At 68.1% G+C, this 17,349-nt stretch carries 13 protein-coding genes; 10 read left to right on the top strand and 3 right to left on the bottom strand.

Going from position 1 to position 17,349, the window contains the following annotated elements:
* Nucleotides 1-189: 189 nt before the first annotated feature.
* Nucleotides 190-2,421 carry a hypothetical protein gene (locus OG455_RS06630; protein WP_266291192.1) on the bottom strand — a complete coding sequence of 744 codons (2,232 nt, stop codon included), beginning with the start codon at nucleotides 2,419-2,421 and terminating at the stop codon, nucleotides 190-192.
* A 290-nt stretch (nucleotides 2,422-2,711) separates the two neighbouring features.
* Between OG455_RS06630 and OG455_RS06625 the strand changes: the two genes are divergently transcribed.
* Nucleotides 2,712-4,076 carry a helix-turn-helix domain-containing protein gene (locus OG455_RS06625; protein ID WP_266291190.1) on the top strand — a complete coding sequence of 455 codons (1,365 nt, stop codon included), beginning with the start codon at nucleotides 2,712-2,714 and terminating at the stop codon, nucleotides 4,074-4,076.
* 222 nt (nucleotides 4,077-4,298) lie between these two features.
* Nucleotides 4,299-5,012: a TIGR02391 family protein gene (locus tag OG455_RS06620; RefSeq protein WP_266291188.1), complete on the top strand. Its 714-nt coding sequence runs from the start codon at nucleotides 4,299-4,301 to the stop codon at nucleotides 5,010-5,012.
* Between the two features lie 167 nt (nucleotides 5,013-5,179).
* Here OG455_RS06620 and OG455_RS06615 read toward each other — a convergent pair whose 3' ends face one another.
* Both OG455_RS06615 and OG455_RS06610 read right to left on the bottom strand, forming a co-directional pair.
* Entirely contained in the window at nucleotides 5,180-5,974 is a 795-nt protein-coding gene (locus OG455_RS06615; RefSeq protein WP_266291186.1) for a hypothetical protein, read from the bottom strand.
* A gap of 72 nt (nucleotides 5,975-6,046) precedes the next feature.
* Entirely contained in the window at nucleotides 6,047-6,643 is a 597-nt protein-coding gene (locus OG455_RS06610; RefSeq protein ID WP_266291184.1) for an SMI1/KNR4 family protein, read from the bottom strand.
* Between the two features lie 249 nt (nucleotides 6,644-6,892).
* Here OG455_RS06610 and OG455_RS06605 point away from each other — a divergent pair, with 249 nt between their 5' ends.
* From OG455_RS06605 to OG455_RS06570, 8 genes are all read left to right on the top strand, one after another.
* Nucleotides 6,893-7,675 carry a TnsA-like heteromeric transposase endonuclease subunit gene (locus tag OG455_RS06605; RefSeq protein WP_266291182.1) on the top strand — a complete coding sequence of 261 codons (783 nt, stop codon included), beginning with the start codon at nucleotides 6,893-6,895 and terminating at the stop codon, nucleotides 7,673-7,675.
* Nucleotides 7,672-9,702: a transposase gene (locus tag OG455_RS06600; protein ID WP_266291180.1), complete on the top strand. Its 2,031-nt coding sequence runs from the start codon at nucleotides 7,672-7,674 to the stop codon at nucleotides 9,700-9,702. The genes OG455_RS06605 and OG455_RS06600 overlap by 4 nt, the downstream gene beginning before the upstream one ends.
* Nucleotides 9,699-10,931, top strand: a complete 1,233-nt coding sequence (locus OG455_RS06595) for a TniB family NTP-binding protein (RefSeq protein WP_266291178.1) — start codon at nucleotides 9,699-9,701, stop codon at nucleotides 10,929-10,931. Before OG455_RS06600 ends, OG455_RS06595 begins: the two co-directional genes overlap by 4 nt.
* A gap of 8 nt (nucleotides 10,932-10,939) precedes the next feature.
* On the top strand, nucleotides 10,940-12,790 hold the full coding sequence (locus OG455_RS06590; protein WP_266291176.1) for a TniQ family protein: 1,851 nt from the start codon (nucleotides 10,940-10,942) through the stop codon (nucleotides 12,788-12,790).
* A gap of 102 nt (nucleotides 12,791-12,892) precedes the next feature.
* Nucleotides 12,893-13,921 carry an N-acetyl-gamma-glutamyl-phosphate reductase gene (argC, locus tag OG455_RS06585; protein ID WP_266291174.1) on the top strand — a complete coding sequence of 343 codons (1,029 nt, stop codon included), beginning with the start codon at nucleotides 12,893-12,895 and terminating at the stop codon, nucleotides 13,919-13,921.
* A gap of 14 nt (nucleotides 13,922-13,935) precedes the next feature.
* On the top strand, nucleotides 13,936-15,090 hold the full coding sequence (gene argJ / locus OG455_RS06580) for a bifunctional glutamate N-acetyltransferase/amino-acid acetyltransferase ArgJ (RefSeq protein ID WP_266300674.1): 1,155 nt from the start codon (nucleotides 13,936-13,938) through the stop codon (nucleotides 15,088-15,090).
* A gap of 18 nt (nucleotides 15,091-15,108) precedes the next feature.
* Entirely contained in the window at nucleotides 15,109-16,041 is a 933-nt protein-coding gene (argB, locus tag OG455_RS06575; protein ID WP_266291172.1) for an acetylglutamate kinase, read from the top strand.
* A complete protein-coding gene (locus OG455_RS06570) occupies nucleotides 16,038-17,348 on the top strand; it encodes an acetylornithine transaminase (protein WP_266291170.1) in 1,311 nt (436 codons plus the stop codon). Before argB ends, OG455_RS06570 begins: the two co-directional genes overlap by 4 nt.
* The last annotated feature ends 1 nt before the right edge of the window (nucleotide 17,349 follow it).

The raw sequence follows: 17,349 nt of genomic DNA, 5'->3' as shown, positions 1-17,349 counted from the left end.
GGTGAAGCTCACCCTGGAGCTGCGCGCCCGCCGGCGACACGCCCTGGTGGCCCCAGGTCCGGTGGGCTCGGGCACACGATAGCGGCCGGTTGCGGGATGTGCCGGTGCCCGTCTCCCGTTCGGCAGCATGCGGTCGGAGACCAGCGCTCCGCAAAAGTGTGCACGTGTCGTTGGGCGAGGCCGGGGATGTCAGAGCAGGTGCACGTGCTGCAGGCTCGTGCGCAGGTCGGCGGTGTCGTCGTCGAGGACGTGCCCGTGTTCCAGGCTCTTGAGGACGACCCGGTCTCTGGGCACGCGGTCCACATGAAAGGTCGACCACAGGCGGCAAGCGGGGCAGTCCCGGCCGATCAGGAACGGGCGTAGCAAGTGGAGTTCGTGTTCGCTGTCGCGCAGGTAGAGGCTGCCGCTCTCTAGGTCGTTGCGAGCAACTGTCATAGTGCTGATCGGAACGACGGGGTGGTCTCCGGTCATCTCGCGGTATTCGACCTTGGCGGTGCGAGTGAGGGTGTTCCAGCGCACGGCTGTGAGGTGGATGAGCGGCCAGTCGGCGAGGAACCGGGCGGATTGGAGCAGGTGGGTCAGGTCGGCCAGGGCTTCGGTGATGGCGCGGGGCAGGTCGACCGCGTCGATGCGACGCTGGTGGGCCTGGTCGTTGCGACGATCGTTCAGACGCTTGCGGGCGTCGGCTGTGCCGTGGTCGGCCAGCAGGGTGCGGACCTTGAGGAGGGGATGCTCGGACGGGAGCTGCTTCAGTTTCCGGCTGGTCGCGACTTCCTGAAGAACCGAGGCCCAGTCGCCGAGGCCCGGGCCACTTCGTCCGCTGGCGAGCTTGTCCTTGATGTCGGCCGCCGCTCCCAGCTCGATCCCGGCGGTTCGGGCGAGCGCGAGAGCGAGTTGCGCCACGTAGCACAGCAACACCTCGGCGGTGTCCAGAATGGTGGCGTAGGTGGCCTGGCTGGGTCCGGCGCTAATGTCGGCTTCGGTCTCGCGCCAGCGAGAGGCGACGGGGTAGGGGAACCGGGTGCGGACCGTGTGCCCGAGGTCATCGAGGAGGGCAGCGGCTTCGACGCGCAGGCGCAGGGTCTGCCCCGATCGGATGATGTTGTCGCGGGCTGCGGCAGGGGTCCTCTCCAAAAATACCGAGGCCAAGAGGGTTTCGGCTTCCGCCTGCCAGACGCGCAGGCGGTCTCGGGCCGCGGTCACGTCGTCGAGGGCCTTGGTAAGAGCGTCGTCTGGTTGCGGGATGGTGAGGGCGCGAAGCTTGCTGCCAGTCAGACGGAATCCCGACCACATGGTCAAGGAGCGGGCCGCTGGTGTGCGCAGGAACATAACCGCGAATGCCAGCAGCTTCGGGTCCAGTCCCTCGCGTGGGCGCAGCGGGAGAACCATGTGAGTGGCAGCGGCTGGCAGGTCCTGGGCGGTGACTTCCGCCAGGATCAGGCCGCCGGGGTCGCTGGGCTGGCCCACCGCCCGGACAACCAGGTCCCCTGGAGCCAGCAGATGGGTGTCGGGGACGCGGCCCCAGGCGGTGTCCTCCGAGGCGGGGGCGGTCTCGCCGTCCCGAGTGATGTCCCGCCCGCCCAGCAGCCGAACGGCGCCCAGATCCTCGGCGGCGCAAATCCAACCCACGTCGGTCGCGAGATTCACTGCGGGCAGTTGCTGGTACAGGTCGCCCAGGGGGGTGACGCTGCCGTAGGCGGCGAGGGCGGCGCGCAGTTCGGCGATCTTCGGATCGTGAACCTCAAACGCCAGCGAGGCGGACGGGTCGGGCCGGTCGCGGAGCACGTAGCCGTGGCGGGTACGGCCGCCGCCTCGACCCAGGAGGCTCTGGTAGTCCTTCTCAACCGCGTCCTGGGCATCACGCCCTGAGAAGCGGAACAGCTTCAGCGGGGGTTGGTGGGCGCCGCGGGGACGCAGCAGCACCGCCGAGATGACCAGGCTGTTGTTCATGCCGGTGACCGAGCCCTGGCCATACAGGAGCACGAGAATGTCCCAGCGCTCGGCAAGCGCGGTACGCAGATCTACGGCCCAGAGGGCTTCCGAATCGAACACCTCTGCGGGGAGGACCACCCCCAACAGGCTGTCGGGGCCGGCGGGCTGGAGGCCCCGCAGAACCGGCTCGAAGGCGAAGCGCGGCGGCTGCATCCGCTTGCTGGTTCGCGGTAAGCGCTCCCACGAGGGCAGCAACAGAACGGGGCCCTGGCTGAGCAGTTCCGCCGCCCGGGCTGAGAACCGCTCGCCCTTCGGCTCGTGATGGGTCGCCCACTGCTCAGGCGCGCGAAGGAAGCGATCCCCGTTCTCCGCTTCGTCCGCCAACACCGAAGGCGCGCTCCCAGCCAGGTTCGCGAACGACCATGCCAAGAGGTTCTGCAGCAACGGGCTGAGTTGACCGCTGATGTGGTCTGCTGCTTCATGCGACAACGTGATGGCCCGTCCCCCAGTGATGTCTCCTGATCCAGGAAGCCTACGGGAACTCAGGGTTGCCGCGTGTGCGCTGCAGTCGAGAGCGTTGCTGGGAAGTCCGTTACCCTCACCGATCGGCCATGGGACAGATGATCTTCGGTTCGGCAAAGGCGGGGTTGGTGACGACGTTGAACGGAGCAGTGGCCAGGGGACCGGCTCAGCCGTCGCTGCCGTCGAGCCGGACGCACCGTAGAGTCTGAGCACTCGTGCCAGTGCAGGTGTCACGGGTTGAGGGAGGGAGAGGTGGCATGGGCGTGCAGGTCAAGGCAGAAGAGGCCGCTGACGTGCTGGTCCGCGACAGCCGGGATGCCTGTGTCCGACTGCTTGCGCTGCGCCGCGGCGAGCGGTGGGTGCTCAACAGGTGCTGGGCGCTCGTTGGGGCTGAGCCGCCGGGTTGGGGCGAGAGCATGTGGATGTATGAGCACTACGCCTTCGTTGCTGCCCGTACGGCTGCGTCCGACCTCGCCTTGATGTTCTCCGTAGACGCCTGCCCGAGCGTGGTGGTCGGGCCGCTGACGTTCTGGACACCAGGCGCGCACCCAACTGCCATCGCGGAGCGGCGGCCAGGGTACTCGCGCCTTGATCGGCTGCAGCTGCCGTTCCCCGTCGCCGAGTACACGGTCTCGGCGGCCGATCCGGAGAACCGTCAGCTCCCGCCTGCGCACCTCCCGTCCGGGATGCTCGTGGGTGAAGGTGAGACCCCGTCGTTCCCCGACATTGCCTGGGCCTGCCGGGCGTTCTTCGACGGCGACTTCTCCCTGACCGGGAACCGTGACGCGATGGCTGACCTGGCCGTGGTCCGCGTCGCCGAGCAGGGCGCTCAGCTCGGAGGCGTGCACATCACCGCGACTGAGCTCAAGGTCGCTGTTGAGGGCGACGACGTGCACGGCACTGACCTGGAGCTCTACGGGGTCGAGCAGCGGCGGGTCGAACGACTCGACGGCCCGAGCGTCGTCGTGATCCCGCTGCCCTCCGGGCTTCCCTCCCACGCGTGGCTCTGGTTGAAGAGGGGCACAGTCTGGCTGGACTACCGCTCGCTCGACCCAACCTCCGCTTGGACCGGTGGGCTGCAGGGGGCCGGCGTGGAAATCGACAGACCGGTTGACCCCGTGGCCACGGTGGAGGCCCTTATCGCATCCGGGGAAGGGCCTCAGCTGGAGTTCAAGGAGATGCTCCCCACCAAGGAGAACCGTCGCACCCTCAAGACCGTTGCCGCCTTCGCCAATGGCGACGGCGGCGCGATCGTCTTCGGCATCCACCGTGACGAGGTAACGCTCCCGGGCCTCTCGGAGGACAAGCCCAGTACCCAGATGCGCGATGAGCTCACGAACCTGGTACGCAGCTCGGTGCAGCCAACTCCCGACTTCGACATCAAGGAGTATCGCCCCGGCAACAAGCTGGTTTTCGTCCTGGAAGTGCAGCCTGGCCAGAACGGTCCCTACGGGCTGGTGAATCCGCGTGAGCGCGACAAGCAGCCGGAGTACTTCGTCCGCCGCGGTGCCAACACCTATCCGGCGCAGCCCGGCGAGCTGCGTGCGATCGTCCTTCGGAACAACGGAACTCCCTCCGGCCTCACCGGTGGGCGCTACTCGGGCTTCGGCTCGGCTACTTGATGGGTGGCAAACTCATCCGCCAGCTGAAGCGCTCAGTCCCGGGCGGCTCACTGCAGCGCGGTCTTGGTTTTCCCAGGGTGCTCTCAGGTTACGACGGCGACTGATAAGCGACTTGGTGACACCCGGTGTGACTGAGCACGGCAGTTGGAGAGTTGAGCGTTGACTGAGCGGAGAGTCGCCGGCTTGGGTGCTGCTGTCGCAGTTGCCGCCTAGGATGCCGATGTGGACCGTGACTGGATGCGACAGCAGCTCGAGGCGTTCGACAACCTGGCCATGCGGTATGAGGCCAGTGAAAGGCATGGCGGATACATCGGTGACCGAACGCTGTACGAGCAGCTGCACCGGCTAGAACCCACTATCAAGCAGATCCTGCGACTCCTGGACCCGAAGATCGCGGAGAAGATCGACATCGACCAGATGGCGGGTCCGATCATGGCGCGGAACGAGGTCCACCGCGGCCTCGGAATCTTGGCGAGCATGGACGAATGGGCGGCGCGGCTGACGCCGGATGCGCCCACATTGGCTGCTGACCAGCTCCATCCGTGGGTCTGGGAGCCAGCCTCCCCGCTTTGGGCCGCAGAGGCGCGTCAAGACGCGGTGCTCGCTGCTGCTCGTACAGTTAACCGCCGTCTTCAGCAGAAGCTCGGTCGCCATGACATCGGCGAGACCGACCTGTGCCTCCAGACATTCGATCTGAAGGAGCCGGTTGCTGGGAAGCCACGGCTCCGCTTTCCGGATGATCGCAATACTCCAACCTGGCGGGCTCGCCAGGAGGGGGCTAAGTACCTCGCTGCGGGTGTCTTCTTGGCGATTCGCAACGTTGCTGCCCACGAGGATGAAGTCTCCTGGACCGAACAGGAAGCGTTGGAGCACCTTGCGACTCTGAGCGTTCTTGCCCGCTGGATCGGGGAGTGCACTGTCGAGTCTGCTGGCTGAATCCACCCTTTCGAGACAGCGCCCCAGTCGCCAACTCTGCCGTGCAGCCGCCAAGTCGGGCGCTCTGCCAGCCCACCTGACCAAGCCTGGCGGAGAGATCGGTCAAGGCGGTTCAGTATGACGTCATGCGCAAGGAGGAGAGCGATCTTGGTGATCGGTCCCCTACCTCAGCGCGAACTCACGAGTTGATGAACGCCCCCGATCGAGTCCACCGTCCTTTTTGGTGGCCAGGTCACCAGGCTAGCCGGGTTCGGCCAGATCTGAGTAAGAGCGTCCTGATGGTCCGGGGGCGGCGTCGCGGTGATCTCCGCGCCAGGCAGGTGGTAACCCATCACGTCGCAGACCACGTTGAACAGGCGAAAGGCCGCTCGGTAGAAAGGGAATGTGGTCTTGACGCCATCGACCAGCATCGTCGCGTTCGCAGGCAGGAAGTCGCATTCGCCAACAAGGTCGTAGCGTATGTTGTCGCCGAAGTAGTCCCGAGGTGGGGGGCTATCCCCGAGCCCGATGCGGATCCAGCATTGGGGGAGCGTGTCGCTGGCGCGGAAGTCCTGGCACTGCTGGAGCGGGAAGACAGGTCGTCCACTGACGTGTGCGGCCACAACAGCAGTCTTGAAGCCCCAGCGTGCCAGGGCGATCTGCTCGTCAGAGTCCAGCTGCAGTGTCGCCTTGCCGTCCCAGTCGAACATCTTCACCAGCGCCGGCTTAGCCTTCTCCTCCATGCTGCTCATCCACACGTTGTTGCAGGGACGACAGACGATCTTGAGCTTCTTGCTGAACGGTCCCCCCTTCTCCGTGACCGGTGTCCCGTCAACTGTCCATGTACGCACCCCCTCACCGCCGCCGTAGGCCCTGTGTAGCCAGTCGGCAAAGATGTGTTCAGCCGAGTCGGCATTGGACGAGCAGAACAGGCACTTCTTCCGTGACTGCTGCTGCCCCGCACTTCTCTTGTTGCTCCCCATGAGTGCTAACCATAGAGGCTTGTGGCGTACCGTCAGATCCAGAAGAGACGGCCCAGGTGTCCGAGGTCGCGCTCAGAATGGTCCGAAGCTCGGCTGGACCGGGCCGATCTCTCCAGCGGCGGCCAGTTCCTCCAGGTCTTCCGGCTCCAGGAATTCCAGCGCTTCCGGGTCGATGCCGTGGTACTGATCCACATCGAGGAGCCGTTTGACGAAGGCCAGGGCGAAGCTCGAGAACGGACCGTCGAAGGTCTCGCAGCCCTCCTCGTGGATCATGGTGACGATCTTCCATCGGTCCGGGTCGGGGTCGCAGGGCAGGAAGAAGTGCTCGTCGCCGCTGTGGTCGTATCCCCAGGAGATCAGCCCGCCTGGTTCAGGGTGGAAGGCATACGGGAAGTGCTGAGAATCGTCGCGATCCAGGGCCTTGCCTCGACGCTCAGAGAACGTCTGATGGATCTTGGTCATGCGCGTCAGCAGTGGGCTCGATCCACGTGGGTGGAAGACGACGAGCTCGCCGGAGATGACCCCGCTGCCGTAGACATCCAGGAACGCCTTGAAGTCGCTGGGCAAAGCGGAGCCTAGGTGTTGCTCGATGTCGCTCCAGCTGTCTGCGTCGAGCAATCGGTGGGCAGGGGCACCCAGGAGGGCCTGCAACTCGTCCAACGAGGACATGAACTGCTCCAGGGCTGGTCGGCGGTGGGGTCTGGGCCGCCACTTTAGCCGTGTCGAGCCAGTACCCGATGAGCACTTCAGTTGGCGAGTTGAGCGTTAGCCGGGCAGGGTATCGCCCGAACTTGGTTGCTGTGCCCGGTTTGGGTGATCTCGCGGCACGATCTGTCCCGGTCAGCTCTCCTAGGTCATGTGGATGATGCACAGCGCCAGCGTGTCGCAGTAGGGCCGGTGTGGTCGCACGCCTGCTCGTTGGACGATCTGGTGCTTCCCTATGAGATCCCTGACCGGGCCTTGGCGCGTCTGGACCTCGCGCCAAGATGGACGCGGTCGTGGACCGCCACCTGGAAGGTCGGGAAGGCCGACGTCATCAGCCCGGTGGAGATGCTGGCAGAGGTGCCCGCGATGGCGTCGGCGCCGGTACGGCGCTTCACCTGGCGGACGGGCCAGCGGCACAGGCCCGGACTGGAGTGCCTCGTCTCGACCGGCCGACAGCACGGGTTCGAGAGCCTGGCCGAGCGCTGGCTGCTGCTGGCCCTGGACTTCATCGGTGGGTTCGACGAGGTGCTGTCCCAGCCGTTTCGGCTGCGGTTCACCGGGTCGGACGGGAAGGGCTCGCACATCCCCGACTTCCTCGCGCTCACCGCAGATGCGTCCTGGCTGCTGGATGTACGCCCGGAGGGACTGATCGAGGCCGAGGACGAGGTCCGATTCGCCGCCGCCGCGCAGGCAGCGGCAGCGGCGGGCTGGCGCTACGCAGTGGTGACGGGTTGGCAGCCTCAGGTGTTTGCCGGGATCGATGCCTTCTCCGCGCGGCGTCGGCCGATGGTCGACCCGATGGGTCTGGAACGGCAACTGCTTGCAGCTGTGGGTCAGCACCCATGGCAGTTCGGCAAGTTGGTCGATCAGACGCGCGTGCCGGCGGTGGCTCGGACGCACGCGGTCCACCTGCTTTGGCGCCGTCGTATGACGGTCGACCTGACCCAGCCCTTCGGGGACGCCAGCTGGGTCTATCCAGGTGGGAGGACGCGATGACCGACAAGCCGCAGCCGACGCGCTTCGAGGACCTCGACCGCGGCAACCAGAAGCGCTTGCTTCTGCGGGCTGGTCACCTTCTGGAGGCTGAAAGTGGCTACCGAAGTGGCAGCCGGCACTGGGCCCAGGAGGGAGAGCCTCGACCTCAGTACGATCCTGGATGCACGAATCTGACCCAGCGTCGTCTCACCAAAGTAGCCGAGCTCAGTGCTCTCCATCCTGACGATGCACACCAGTTGGGGTTGGCTGAGGTCAGCGAGCGCACACTGCAGCGATGGTCCGCGGCCTGGCAGGAGCGCGGGATCATGGGTCTGGCGGATGGCCGTCTGACGCCTGTCCTGCGAGGGCACCGCTCGATCAGCTCAGAGATCACGGAGGCCATCCACGCAGTCCATGCGGAGTGTCTGCACCGGTCCCGGGTCGGGATGAAGACCAAGGAACGGATGATCCACCAGTACGTGCGCGAGAAGCACGGTGCAACGGTCGCGGAGACGATCCCGCACTACACGACGCTCTCGAAGGTCTGGAAGGAGTGGTTCGGCCCCGAGGGCGGCCGCCAGCGCTACCTTCGATCGGCGGCTGCGGTCGAGACCGGCGCGTCGGTGGTGACCGTCACCCGTCCCGGGCAAGTGCTGGTGCTGGACACGACCCCGTTCCCGGTGAAGCTGCGTGACGACGTGTTCGGGGAGCCGATCACCGCGGACCTCACCCTCGGGCTCGACGCCTTCACGCACTCCGTGGCCGCATTCCGGCTCACTCCGGGCTCGGACTCCTCGATTGAGGTGGCGATGCTGCTCAGGGACGTGATGCTCCCGTTGCCGATGCGCCCCGGCTGGACGCCGGAGATGGCATGGCACTATCCGGGAGTCCCGGCTGCACTGGTCACGGAGTTTGCGGGGCACCCAGTTGCGGGTCGCCCGTTCTTCGCCCCGGAGACCGTGACCAGCGACCACGGAAGCGTCTACAAGAACCACCACCTGGTGCAGGTCGCCCGCACTCTCGGGGTGGTGGTGCTGCCGGCGCGGGCCATGCGCCCCCAGGACAAGGCTGCCTGTGAGCGGGCCTTCGGCGGGATCCAGTCGCTGCTGCTGGAAATGCTGCTTGGCTATCGGGGGCGGGATGTCGCGGACCGGGGCGCGGACCCGGAGGGCGACGCCTCATGGACTCTGTCCGAGATGGAACATCTGCTGGCCACCTGGATCGTGAAGGTCTGGCAGAACCGGCGTCTGGATCAGTACGCACCGGCCTGGGACCCAGGCGGTCGGCACAGCCCGAACACGCTCTTCGCCGCCTCGGCGGCCCGGGACGGTATCGCCCTACAGATCCCGGAGCCAAGCCTCTACCACCACCTACTTCCGGCCCACTACGGCAAGATCCACGGCCGGCGCGGTGTCAAGGTCGGCGGACTTTGGTACGGCGGCAACCACCCCGTTCTCGCTGACCTCGGCCCGCTCCCATCGACACGAAGCGGCCGTCACCGCGGCAAGTGGGTGGTCAATCGCGATCCGCGCGACTGCCGCCAGGTGTATTTCGAACTCGCCGGTGAGTGGCACACGTTGCCTTGGAACGGCCTTCCTGCCGGCCGTGACACCCCGGTCTTCTCCGACGCGCGAGTGCAGCAGGTCCTTCGCGAAGCCGCTCGCGCAGGTATGAAGCCTCGCGACGACACCGAGCTGCTGCCGGTGCTGCTGGACTTGATCGCCGCCCACACGCCGGTGAGCGCCTGGCCGAGTCAGATGACCAAGACGGAACGAGTCGAGCGGGCCCGGGAGGTGGCACGGGCCCGGCAAGCCGACCGGGATCGCGCGCACCCAGCGGTCCTGACCTCCCCGCCAGCCGCACGTCCGGCCGACCTTGTCCGCCAGAACCGCGAGGCGGTCGGAGCCGAGCGCCGGCGTCGACGCGAAGCCGCAGTTCCCGAAATGCCCCCGTCGCCGGCCCTCCTCGGAGAGGACCTGCAGCGGCACAGCTTCTTCACGCTGCCCGACGACGCCGTGGAATCCGAAACCGCTGGAGGAACGCGATGATCGGGAACGAACTGCCGTTCGTGCTCCCCGGGCCGGCACCGGCCCGCGACACCCTGGCCGGCTGGCAGCACTGGTGCCGCATCCGGAGGTCGTTCGTTCCAGCGCCCCTGATGGACCTGGCGGCTTGGCGGCTGCTCAGTCCGCGCAAGAAGATGCTCCACAACCTCCACCGCGCCGCGACCCACGCGAATCTGCCGCTGTTGGCGACCCCGATGAGCCGGGCGGTGGAGAAGCTCCTCAACGGCCGCATCGAGAGCAACGCACTCAAGCTCAAGCCCACCACCCGCGCTGGCGTCATGGTCTCCGGCGGTGGCTACCAGGGCAAGACCGAGTGCGTCTGTGAGATCGCCGCTGCCTTCGAAGAACGCTGGCTCGCTCTGCACCAACATCTCAACCCTGAGGCGCAGTCCGGCCACCGAGACTTGCACGCTCCCGTCGCCTACGTCCAAACACCCGTCACCGCAAAGCCGAAGAGCACCTGCAAGGCCATCCTGAACTTCTACGGCGCACCCATCAGCCCGCGGATGGATCTGCCCGACCTCATCCAGCAGGTCGCCTCATCCCTGCGCGACCACGGCACCAAGGTCCTGATCCTCGACGACATCACCCGACTACGCATGCACCGCGCTGATGACCAGGACACTCTCGACCTGATCCGAGCCTTCATGAGCATGCACGTCACGCTCGTCCTGATTGGTGTCGACATCCGTGGGTCCGGACTACTTCGGGAAGGCCGCCACGACCCGAGCACTGGCCAGTGGCAGCTACCGGCCTCCGAGCGATCCAAGTTCCGCGGCTTGGAGCCGACCCAGACGGAGCGGCGGTTCGACCTGGTCGAACTCGGCCGATTCCGCTACGACAGCCCACCGCAGATCGCTGCTTGGCTCCAGCACCTTCGCGGTGTCCAGGAGGGGCTCCGCCTGCTCGACGCCACCTCGGGCATGCTCACCGAGGGCACCATGCCCGAGTATCTCTTCCAGCGCACCAACGGCGTCGTTGGCCTGCTGGAACGGTTGATCGAGGACGGCTGTCGGGAGGCCATCGACTCCGGGCTCGAGCGCTTGACGGAGGATCTGCTCGACAGCGTCGCGATCGACCTGACCGGGGTGCCCGACCGGGATCCGGAGGCTGGCGAAGTGCCGCCTGTCCCCGCCCGCGAGGCCCGGAAGGCCAAACGTTCGCGCAACACCGTCTTCGACGACCGCGGCCCTGCCGCCACGGGCACGTGAGGACCGCAGTGGCGACCGCGCCGCTGCCACGCAGCTTGGATCCATTGCCAGACGAGTCGGTGGCTGGATATGTGCTGCGCTTGTCGCACCGGCTCAACGTCCCACCGGGCTGGCTGATGTACCGCACCGGTCTCACCGGTCCTCGCAGCCCCAACTACTCGAACGCGGGCCTGTCTATCGCCATGTCCGACGACATCGCGGCCGAGTTCGCCCGCACAACCCGTCTGAGCCTCGAGGAGGTCACCGCTCTGACGCTGGCCTGCTTCAACGGCCGGTACCCGCCGGTCACACGCGCCATGAGTGCATCCGTCGTCGGGCGGCGGCCCAGCGAGACCTGGCTCTTTCAAAACTCATCTCGCTACTGCCCTGATTGCCTTGCTGGTGGCGGATCACCGATCCAGGATGCGCACGGCGGTAGTTGGAAGAAGATCTGGCAGCTTCCCGTGGTCTTCGCTTGCCTCGAACACCGCTGTTACCTGCGGCACCAGTGCTTTGACTGCCGCCGACCGATCAGCGGCGACGGTGGAGGCCGCCTCCTTGCCAGAGCCGGTGATCCCAGTCTCCACCCGCTCCAGTGCCGGAACTCACTACCCGGCGCCGAGGGAGAACGCAGCCGCACCGATCCCGCTTGCGGCGGCAGACTCGATCGTCGGCCGTCGCTCACCGCGCCGACCCTGATGGGTCGGGACATGGCGCTTCAAGCCCGCATGCTTCGCTGCCTCGGTGCGGAGACTTCCCCGCGCGAAGCAGCCGAATACTTCACAGACCTGCAGCTCGTCACCTCGCTGATCTGTGTGACCTGGCCGCTCGCCGAGTCCCTCGCACCGCGACTCGCCGCCCACACCGTCAACAGCTTCCTACGCCGACGTGCCGCTCAACTAGGCTCCAATCACTGGTTCCAGCGCTTCACCGCACTACCCGTCGACGCCACTGAGGCGGCGGCTCTACTGGAGATCGCCGCCGCAGTACTCGACAGTGAAGACCTGGCGGCCACGCTGGGTCCGCTTGTCCTGTCTGACCGGACGCAGGGCCGCAGAGCTGTCTGGTCCGAGCACTTCATCCGGCAGGCGGCCCCGTGCTCCAGCCGGTTCTCCCAAGCTGTCGCCCCGCTCACCCACGCCGTCCATGGCTCCCACAGGCGCGACACGCTCCCGCAAAGCGCGGGCCATGGCGGATTCGCTCCTGAGCATGTCCCTGCGTATCTGCCCAAGCTCTGGCTCGACGAGCACTTTCGCCGCTGCGAGGGCATCAGCGAGCGGCTTCTGCGTCGAACAGCCTCGGTCAGGCTGGCACAACTGACCGCGCAAGGCTCCCTCGACGAGGCGGCCGAGTACTTGGGGATCGAAGCACCCCGACGGGCTTCAGGGGGCGTTCAGCGGTGGGCCCACGCCAAGCTCGACGTGTTCGAGTTCGAGAACGCCCTGCGCGACCTTGCGATCGGCCTCGACGCCACAGTCGCGTGGCTGGTCGACTACCAGCACCGTCGCGAAGCGCTCAAGGATTGGCACCTCGACCAGCGGACCTGGGACGACCTCACGGCCAGCATCCCGCAGACCGGGACCGTCGAACCGCGTTACGACGACCTCAAGCGCCACGTCGCGTCCATCTTCGTCTGGACTCGTATCACCCAAGGCGAGCATCTCTTCGCTCCCCGCCCGTTGGAGACCGCTCAGGCGATCCGGACCCGGCAATACTGGGAAACACGCCGAAACACGATGTGGTCTCTATTGGCCAATCCTGGCGTTTCCCCACACTTCACCCTCCTTGGCGAAGCCCTGACTGAGTATGCCGACCGTCTGGCTGCCACGATCGACGCTGAACGCTCAGCTCGCCAAATGAAGCACTCGCTCGCCAACTGAAGCGCTCAGTCACATCAGCGGTCTCGGCCGAGCACGCCGACCTCCTTGCATGAATGTTCCGAGCTGCGTATATTCATGCCAAGCCTAAGGGAGGACGCAGTCATGGCCTTGCGAGTCGCCGTTGCCGGAGCCAGCGGGTATGCGGGTGGCGAGGTGCTGCGCCTGCTGCTCTCGCATCCCGAGATCGAGATCGGGGCGCTGACCGGCGGGTCGAACGCCGGGACGAAGCTCGGCGAGTTGCAGCCGCACCTGGTGCCGCTGGCCGGGCGGGTGCTGGAGGAGACGACACCCGAGGTGCTGGCGGGGCACGACGTGGTCTTCCTGGGGCTGCCGCACGGGCAGTCGGCCGCGGTGGCGGCGGCGCTCGGCGACGACGTGCTGGTGATCGACTGCGGGGCGGACTTCCGGCTCAAGGACGCGGCGGACTGGGAGCGGTTCTACGGCTCCGCGCACGCCGGGACCTGGCCCTACGGGCTGCCCGAGCTGCCGGGGCACCGGGCGGCGCTGAAGGGCAGCAAGCGGATCGCGGTGCCCGGGTGCTACCCGACCGCCGTCTCGCTCGCGCTCTTCCCGGCGTACGCGGCGCGGCTGGCCGAGCCGGAGGCCGTGATCGTCGCGGCCAGCGGGACCTCGGGGGCCGGCAAGGCGCCCAAGGTGAACCTGCTGGGCAGTGAGGTGATGGGCTCGGTCACCCCGTACGGGGTCGGCGGGGTGCACCGGCACACGCCGGAGATGGCGCAGAACCTCAGCCCGGTGGCGGGCGAGCCGGTGGGCATCTCCTTCACCCCGATGCTGGTGCCGATGTCCCGGGGCATCCTGGCCACCTGCTCGGCCAAGGCCAAGCCGGGTGTCACCGCGGGGGACGTCCGGGCCGCGTACGAAGCCGCCTACGCGGACGAGCCGTTCGTCCACCTGCTGCCCGAACTGCAGTGGCCGCAGACCAAGTCGGTCCACGGCGCCAACACCGCGCTGGTCCAGGTGGTGCTGGACGAGCAGGCCGGGCGGATCATCGCGATCAGCGCGATCGACAACCTGGTGAAGGGCACCGCCGGTGGCGCGGTGCAGAGCATGAACATCGCCCTCGGCCTGCCCGAGGAGCTGGGTCTTCCGCTGAACGGAGTCGCGCCTTGAGCAGCAGTCAGAACATCGGCGTCACGGCCGCCCGGGGCTTTCGGGCCGCCGGTGTCACGGCCGGGATCAAGGCCTCCGGCACCCCGGACCTCGCGCTCGTCGTCAACGACGGGCCGCACTTCGCCGCGGCCGGCATCTTCACCGGCAACCGGGTCAAGGCCGCTCCGGTGCTCTGGTCCCAGCAGGTGCTGACGGGTGGCCGGTTGGCCGCCGTCATCCTCAACTCCGGTGGTGCCAACGCCTGCACCGGTCCGGCCGGGTTCCAGGACACGCACGCCACCGCCGAGCGGGTCGGCGCCGAACTGGCCGTCAGCGCCGGTGAGGTGGCGGTCTGCTCGACCGGGCTGATCGGCGAGCGGCTGCCGATGGACCTGCTGCTGCCCGGCGTCGGGCTCGCGGTCAAGGAGCTCAGCGCGGACGGCGGCGCCGCGGCGGCGATCGCCATCAAGACCACCGACACGGTGCACAAGACGGCCGCCGTGACGAGCGGGGCCGGCTGGACGGTGGGCGGGATGGCCAAGGGCGCGGGCATGCTCGCCCCCGGCCTGGCCACCATGCTGGTGGTGCTCACCACCGACGCGGTCGTGCCCGCAGGGCAGTTGGACCGGGCGCTGCGCGCCGCCACCCGCACCACCTTCGACCGGGTCGACTCCGACGGCTGCATGTCGACCAACGACACCGTCCTGCTGCTCGCCTCCGGCGCGTGCGAGGTCACGCCCGCCGAAGCCGAGTTCGCCGCGGCCGTCCAGCAGGTCTGCGCCGACCTGGCCCGCCAGTTGGTCGGCGACGCCGAGGGGGCGAGCAAGGACATCCGGGTCGAGGTGACCGGCGCCGCCACCGAGGACGAGGCCGTCACCGTCGCCCGGACCATCGCCCGCAACAACCTCCTCAAGTGCGCCATCCACGGCGAGGACCCCAACTGGGGCCGGGTGCTGGCGGCGATCGGCACCACCGACGCCGCCTTCGACCCGGACCGGCTGGACGTGGCGATCAACGGCGTCTGGGTCTGCCGCGGCGGCTCGGTCGGCGAGGACCGCGCCCTGGTGACGATGGCCGAGCGCGAGGTCGTCATCACCGCGAACCTGAACGCGGGCGGTGCCGAGGCCACGGTCTGGACCAACGACCTCACCGCCGACTACGTCCACGAGAACAGCGCCTACTCCACCTGATCCCGGGGGACCGAGACCGTGCAGATCGCACCCAAGGGCGAACAGGCCCGCAACAACACCGCGTTGCCCAAGGCGCTCACCCTCATCGAGGCGCTGCCCTGGCTGGAGCGGTTCCACGGCAAGACCGTGGTGATCAAGTTCGGCGGCAACGCCATGGTCGACGAGTCGCTCAAGTCGGCCTTCGCCCAGGACGTGGTCTTCCTGCGCTACGCCGGACTGCATCCGGTTGTCGTGCACGGCGGCGGTCCGCAGATCAGCGCCCAGTTGGAGAAGCTCGGCCTGGAGTCCTCCTTCACCAACGGGCTGCGGGTCACCACGCCCGAGACCATGGACGTGGTCCGGATGGTGCTGGCCGGCCAGGTCCAGCGCGAGCTGGTCGGACTGCTCAACGAGCACGGCCCGTTCGCGGTCGGGATGACCGGCGAGGACGCGCACACCATGACCGCCGTCAAGCGCTACGCGGTGGTGGACGGCGAGCAGGTGGACATCGGCCTGGTCGGCGACATCGTCAACATCGAGGCGGGCGCGGTGAAGGCGCTGATCGCCGACGGCCGGATCCCGGTGATCTCCTCGATCGCGCGCGGCGACGACGGCCACGTCTACAACATCAACGCGGACACCGCCGCCGCCGCCCTGGCGGCCTCGCTCGGTGCGGAGATGCTGGTGGTGCTCACCGACGTCGAGGGCCTCTACGCCGACTGGCCGAACTCCGACGACGTGATCAGCCAGCTCTCGGCGACCGAGCTGGAGGCCATACTGCCCGACCTGGCCAGCGGCATGCTGCCCAAGATGGAGGGCTGCCTGCGCGCGGTCCGCTCCGGCGTCGGCACCGCGCGGGTGCTGGACGGCCGGGTCCAGCACAGCCTGCTGCTGGAGATCTTCACCGACGAGGGGATCGGCACCATGGTGGTGCCGGACGACGAGAGCACCGTTCTGGGGGGACTGGCATGACCGGCGAACTTGCCCATGGCAACGACGAACTGACGAAGCGTTACCAAAACGTCTTCACCAACAACTACGGCACCCCCCGCCTCCCCCTGGCGCACGGCGCCGGCGCGCTGCTCCAGGACGCGGACGGCAACGAGTACCTCGACCTGGTCGGCGGCATCGCGGTCAACGCGCTGGGCACCGCGCACCCGGCGATCGTCGCCGCGGTGACCGAGCAGATCGGCCGGTTGGGCCACGTCTCCAACCTGTTCACCGCCGAGCCCACCATCGCGCTGGCCGAGCGGCTGCTCGCGCTGGACGAGCGCCCGGGCCGGGTCTTCTTCTGCAACTCGGGCACCGAGGCGAACGAGGCCGCCTTCAAGATCAGCCGGCTCACCGGCCGGACCCACGTGGTGGCCCTGGAGGGCGCCTTCCACGGCCGCACCATGGGCGCCCTCGCGCTCACCGGCCAGCCCGCCAAGCAGACGCCGTTCCTGCCGCTGCCCGGCGAGGTGACCCACGTGCCCTTCGGTGACGTCGAGGCGCTGCGCGCGGCCGTCACCACGCGGACCGCGGCCGTGGTGCTGGAGCCGATCCAGGGCGAGAACGGCGCGATCCCGCTGCCGCCCGGCTACCTGCGGGCCGCCCGCGAGATCACCCGGGCCAGCGGCGCCCTGCTGATCCTGGACGAGATCCAGACCGGCATCGGTCGCACCGGCCACTGGTTCGCCCACCAGGCCGAGCCCGGCGTCGAGCCGGACGTCATCACGCTGGCCAAGGGCCTGGGCGGCGGCCTGCCGATCGGCGCCGTGATCGCCTACGGCGCGGCGGCGGAGCTGCTCCAGCCCGGTCAGCACGGCACCACCTTCGGCGGCAACCCGGTGGTCGCGGCGGCCGCCCTCGCGGTGCTCGACACCATCGGCTCCCAGGGGCTGCTGGCCCAGGTGCGCGCGGTCGGCGAACGGCTGCGCTCCGGTGTCGAGGCGCTGGGCGACCCGCTCGTCTCGCACGTGCGCGGGGCCGGCCTGCTGCTGGGCATCGTGCTCACCGAGCCGCTCGCCGCCCAGGTGCAGGCGGCCGCCCAGCGGGCCGGGTTCCTGGTGAACGCCGCGGTGCCGGACGCCGTCCGGCTGGTCCCGCCGCTGATCCTCACCGAGGCGCAGGCCGACACCTTCCTCGCCGCGCTGCCGGCGATCCTGGCCGAGGTCCGGGAGACGGCACGGGAGACGGCGCGGGACACGGCACAGGAGGCGGCACAGGAGACGGCGCGGACGGACGAGCAGGTGGCCGGGGCCCGGCAGGACGACCCGGCCGCGCAGGCGCGAGGGTAGT

Source organism: Kitasatospora sp. NBC_01287, assembly GCF_026340565.1.
Lineage (GTDB): Bacteria > Actinomycetota > Actinomycetes > Streptomycetales > Streptomycetaceae > Kitasatospora.
Note: the sequence above shows the minus strand (reverse complement) of the source record. Positions and strands in the feature narration are given on the sequence as shown.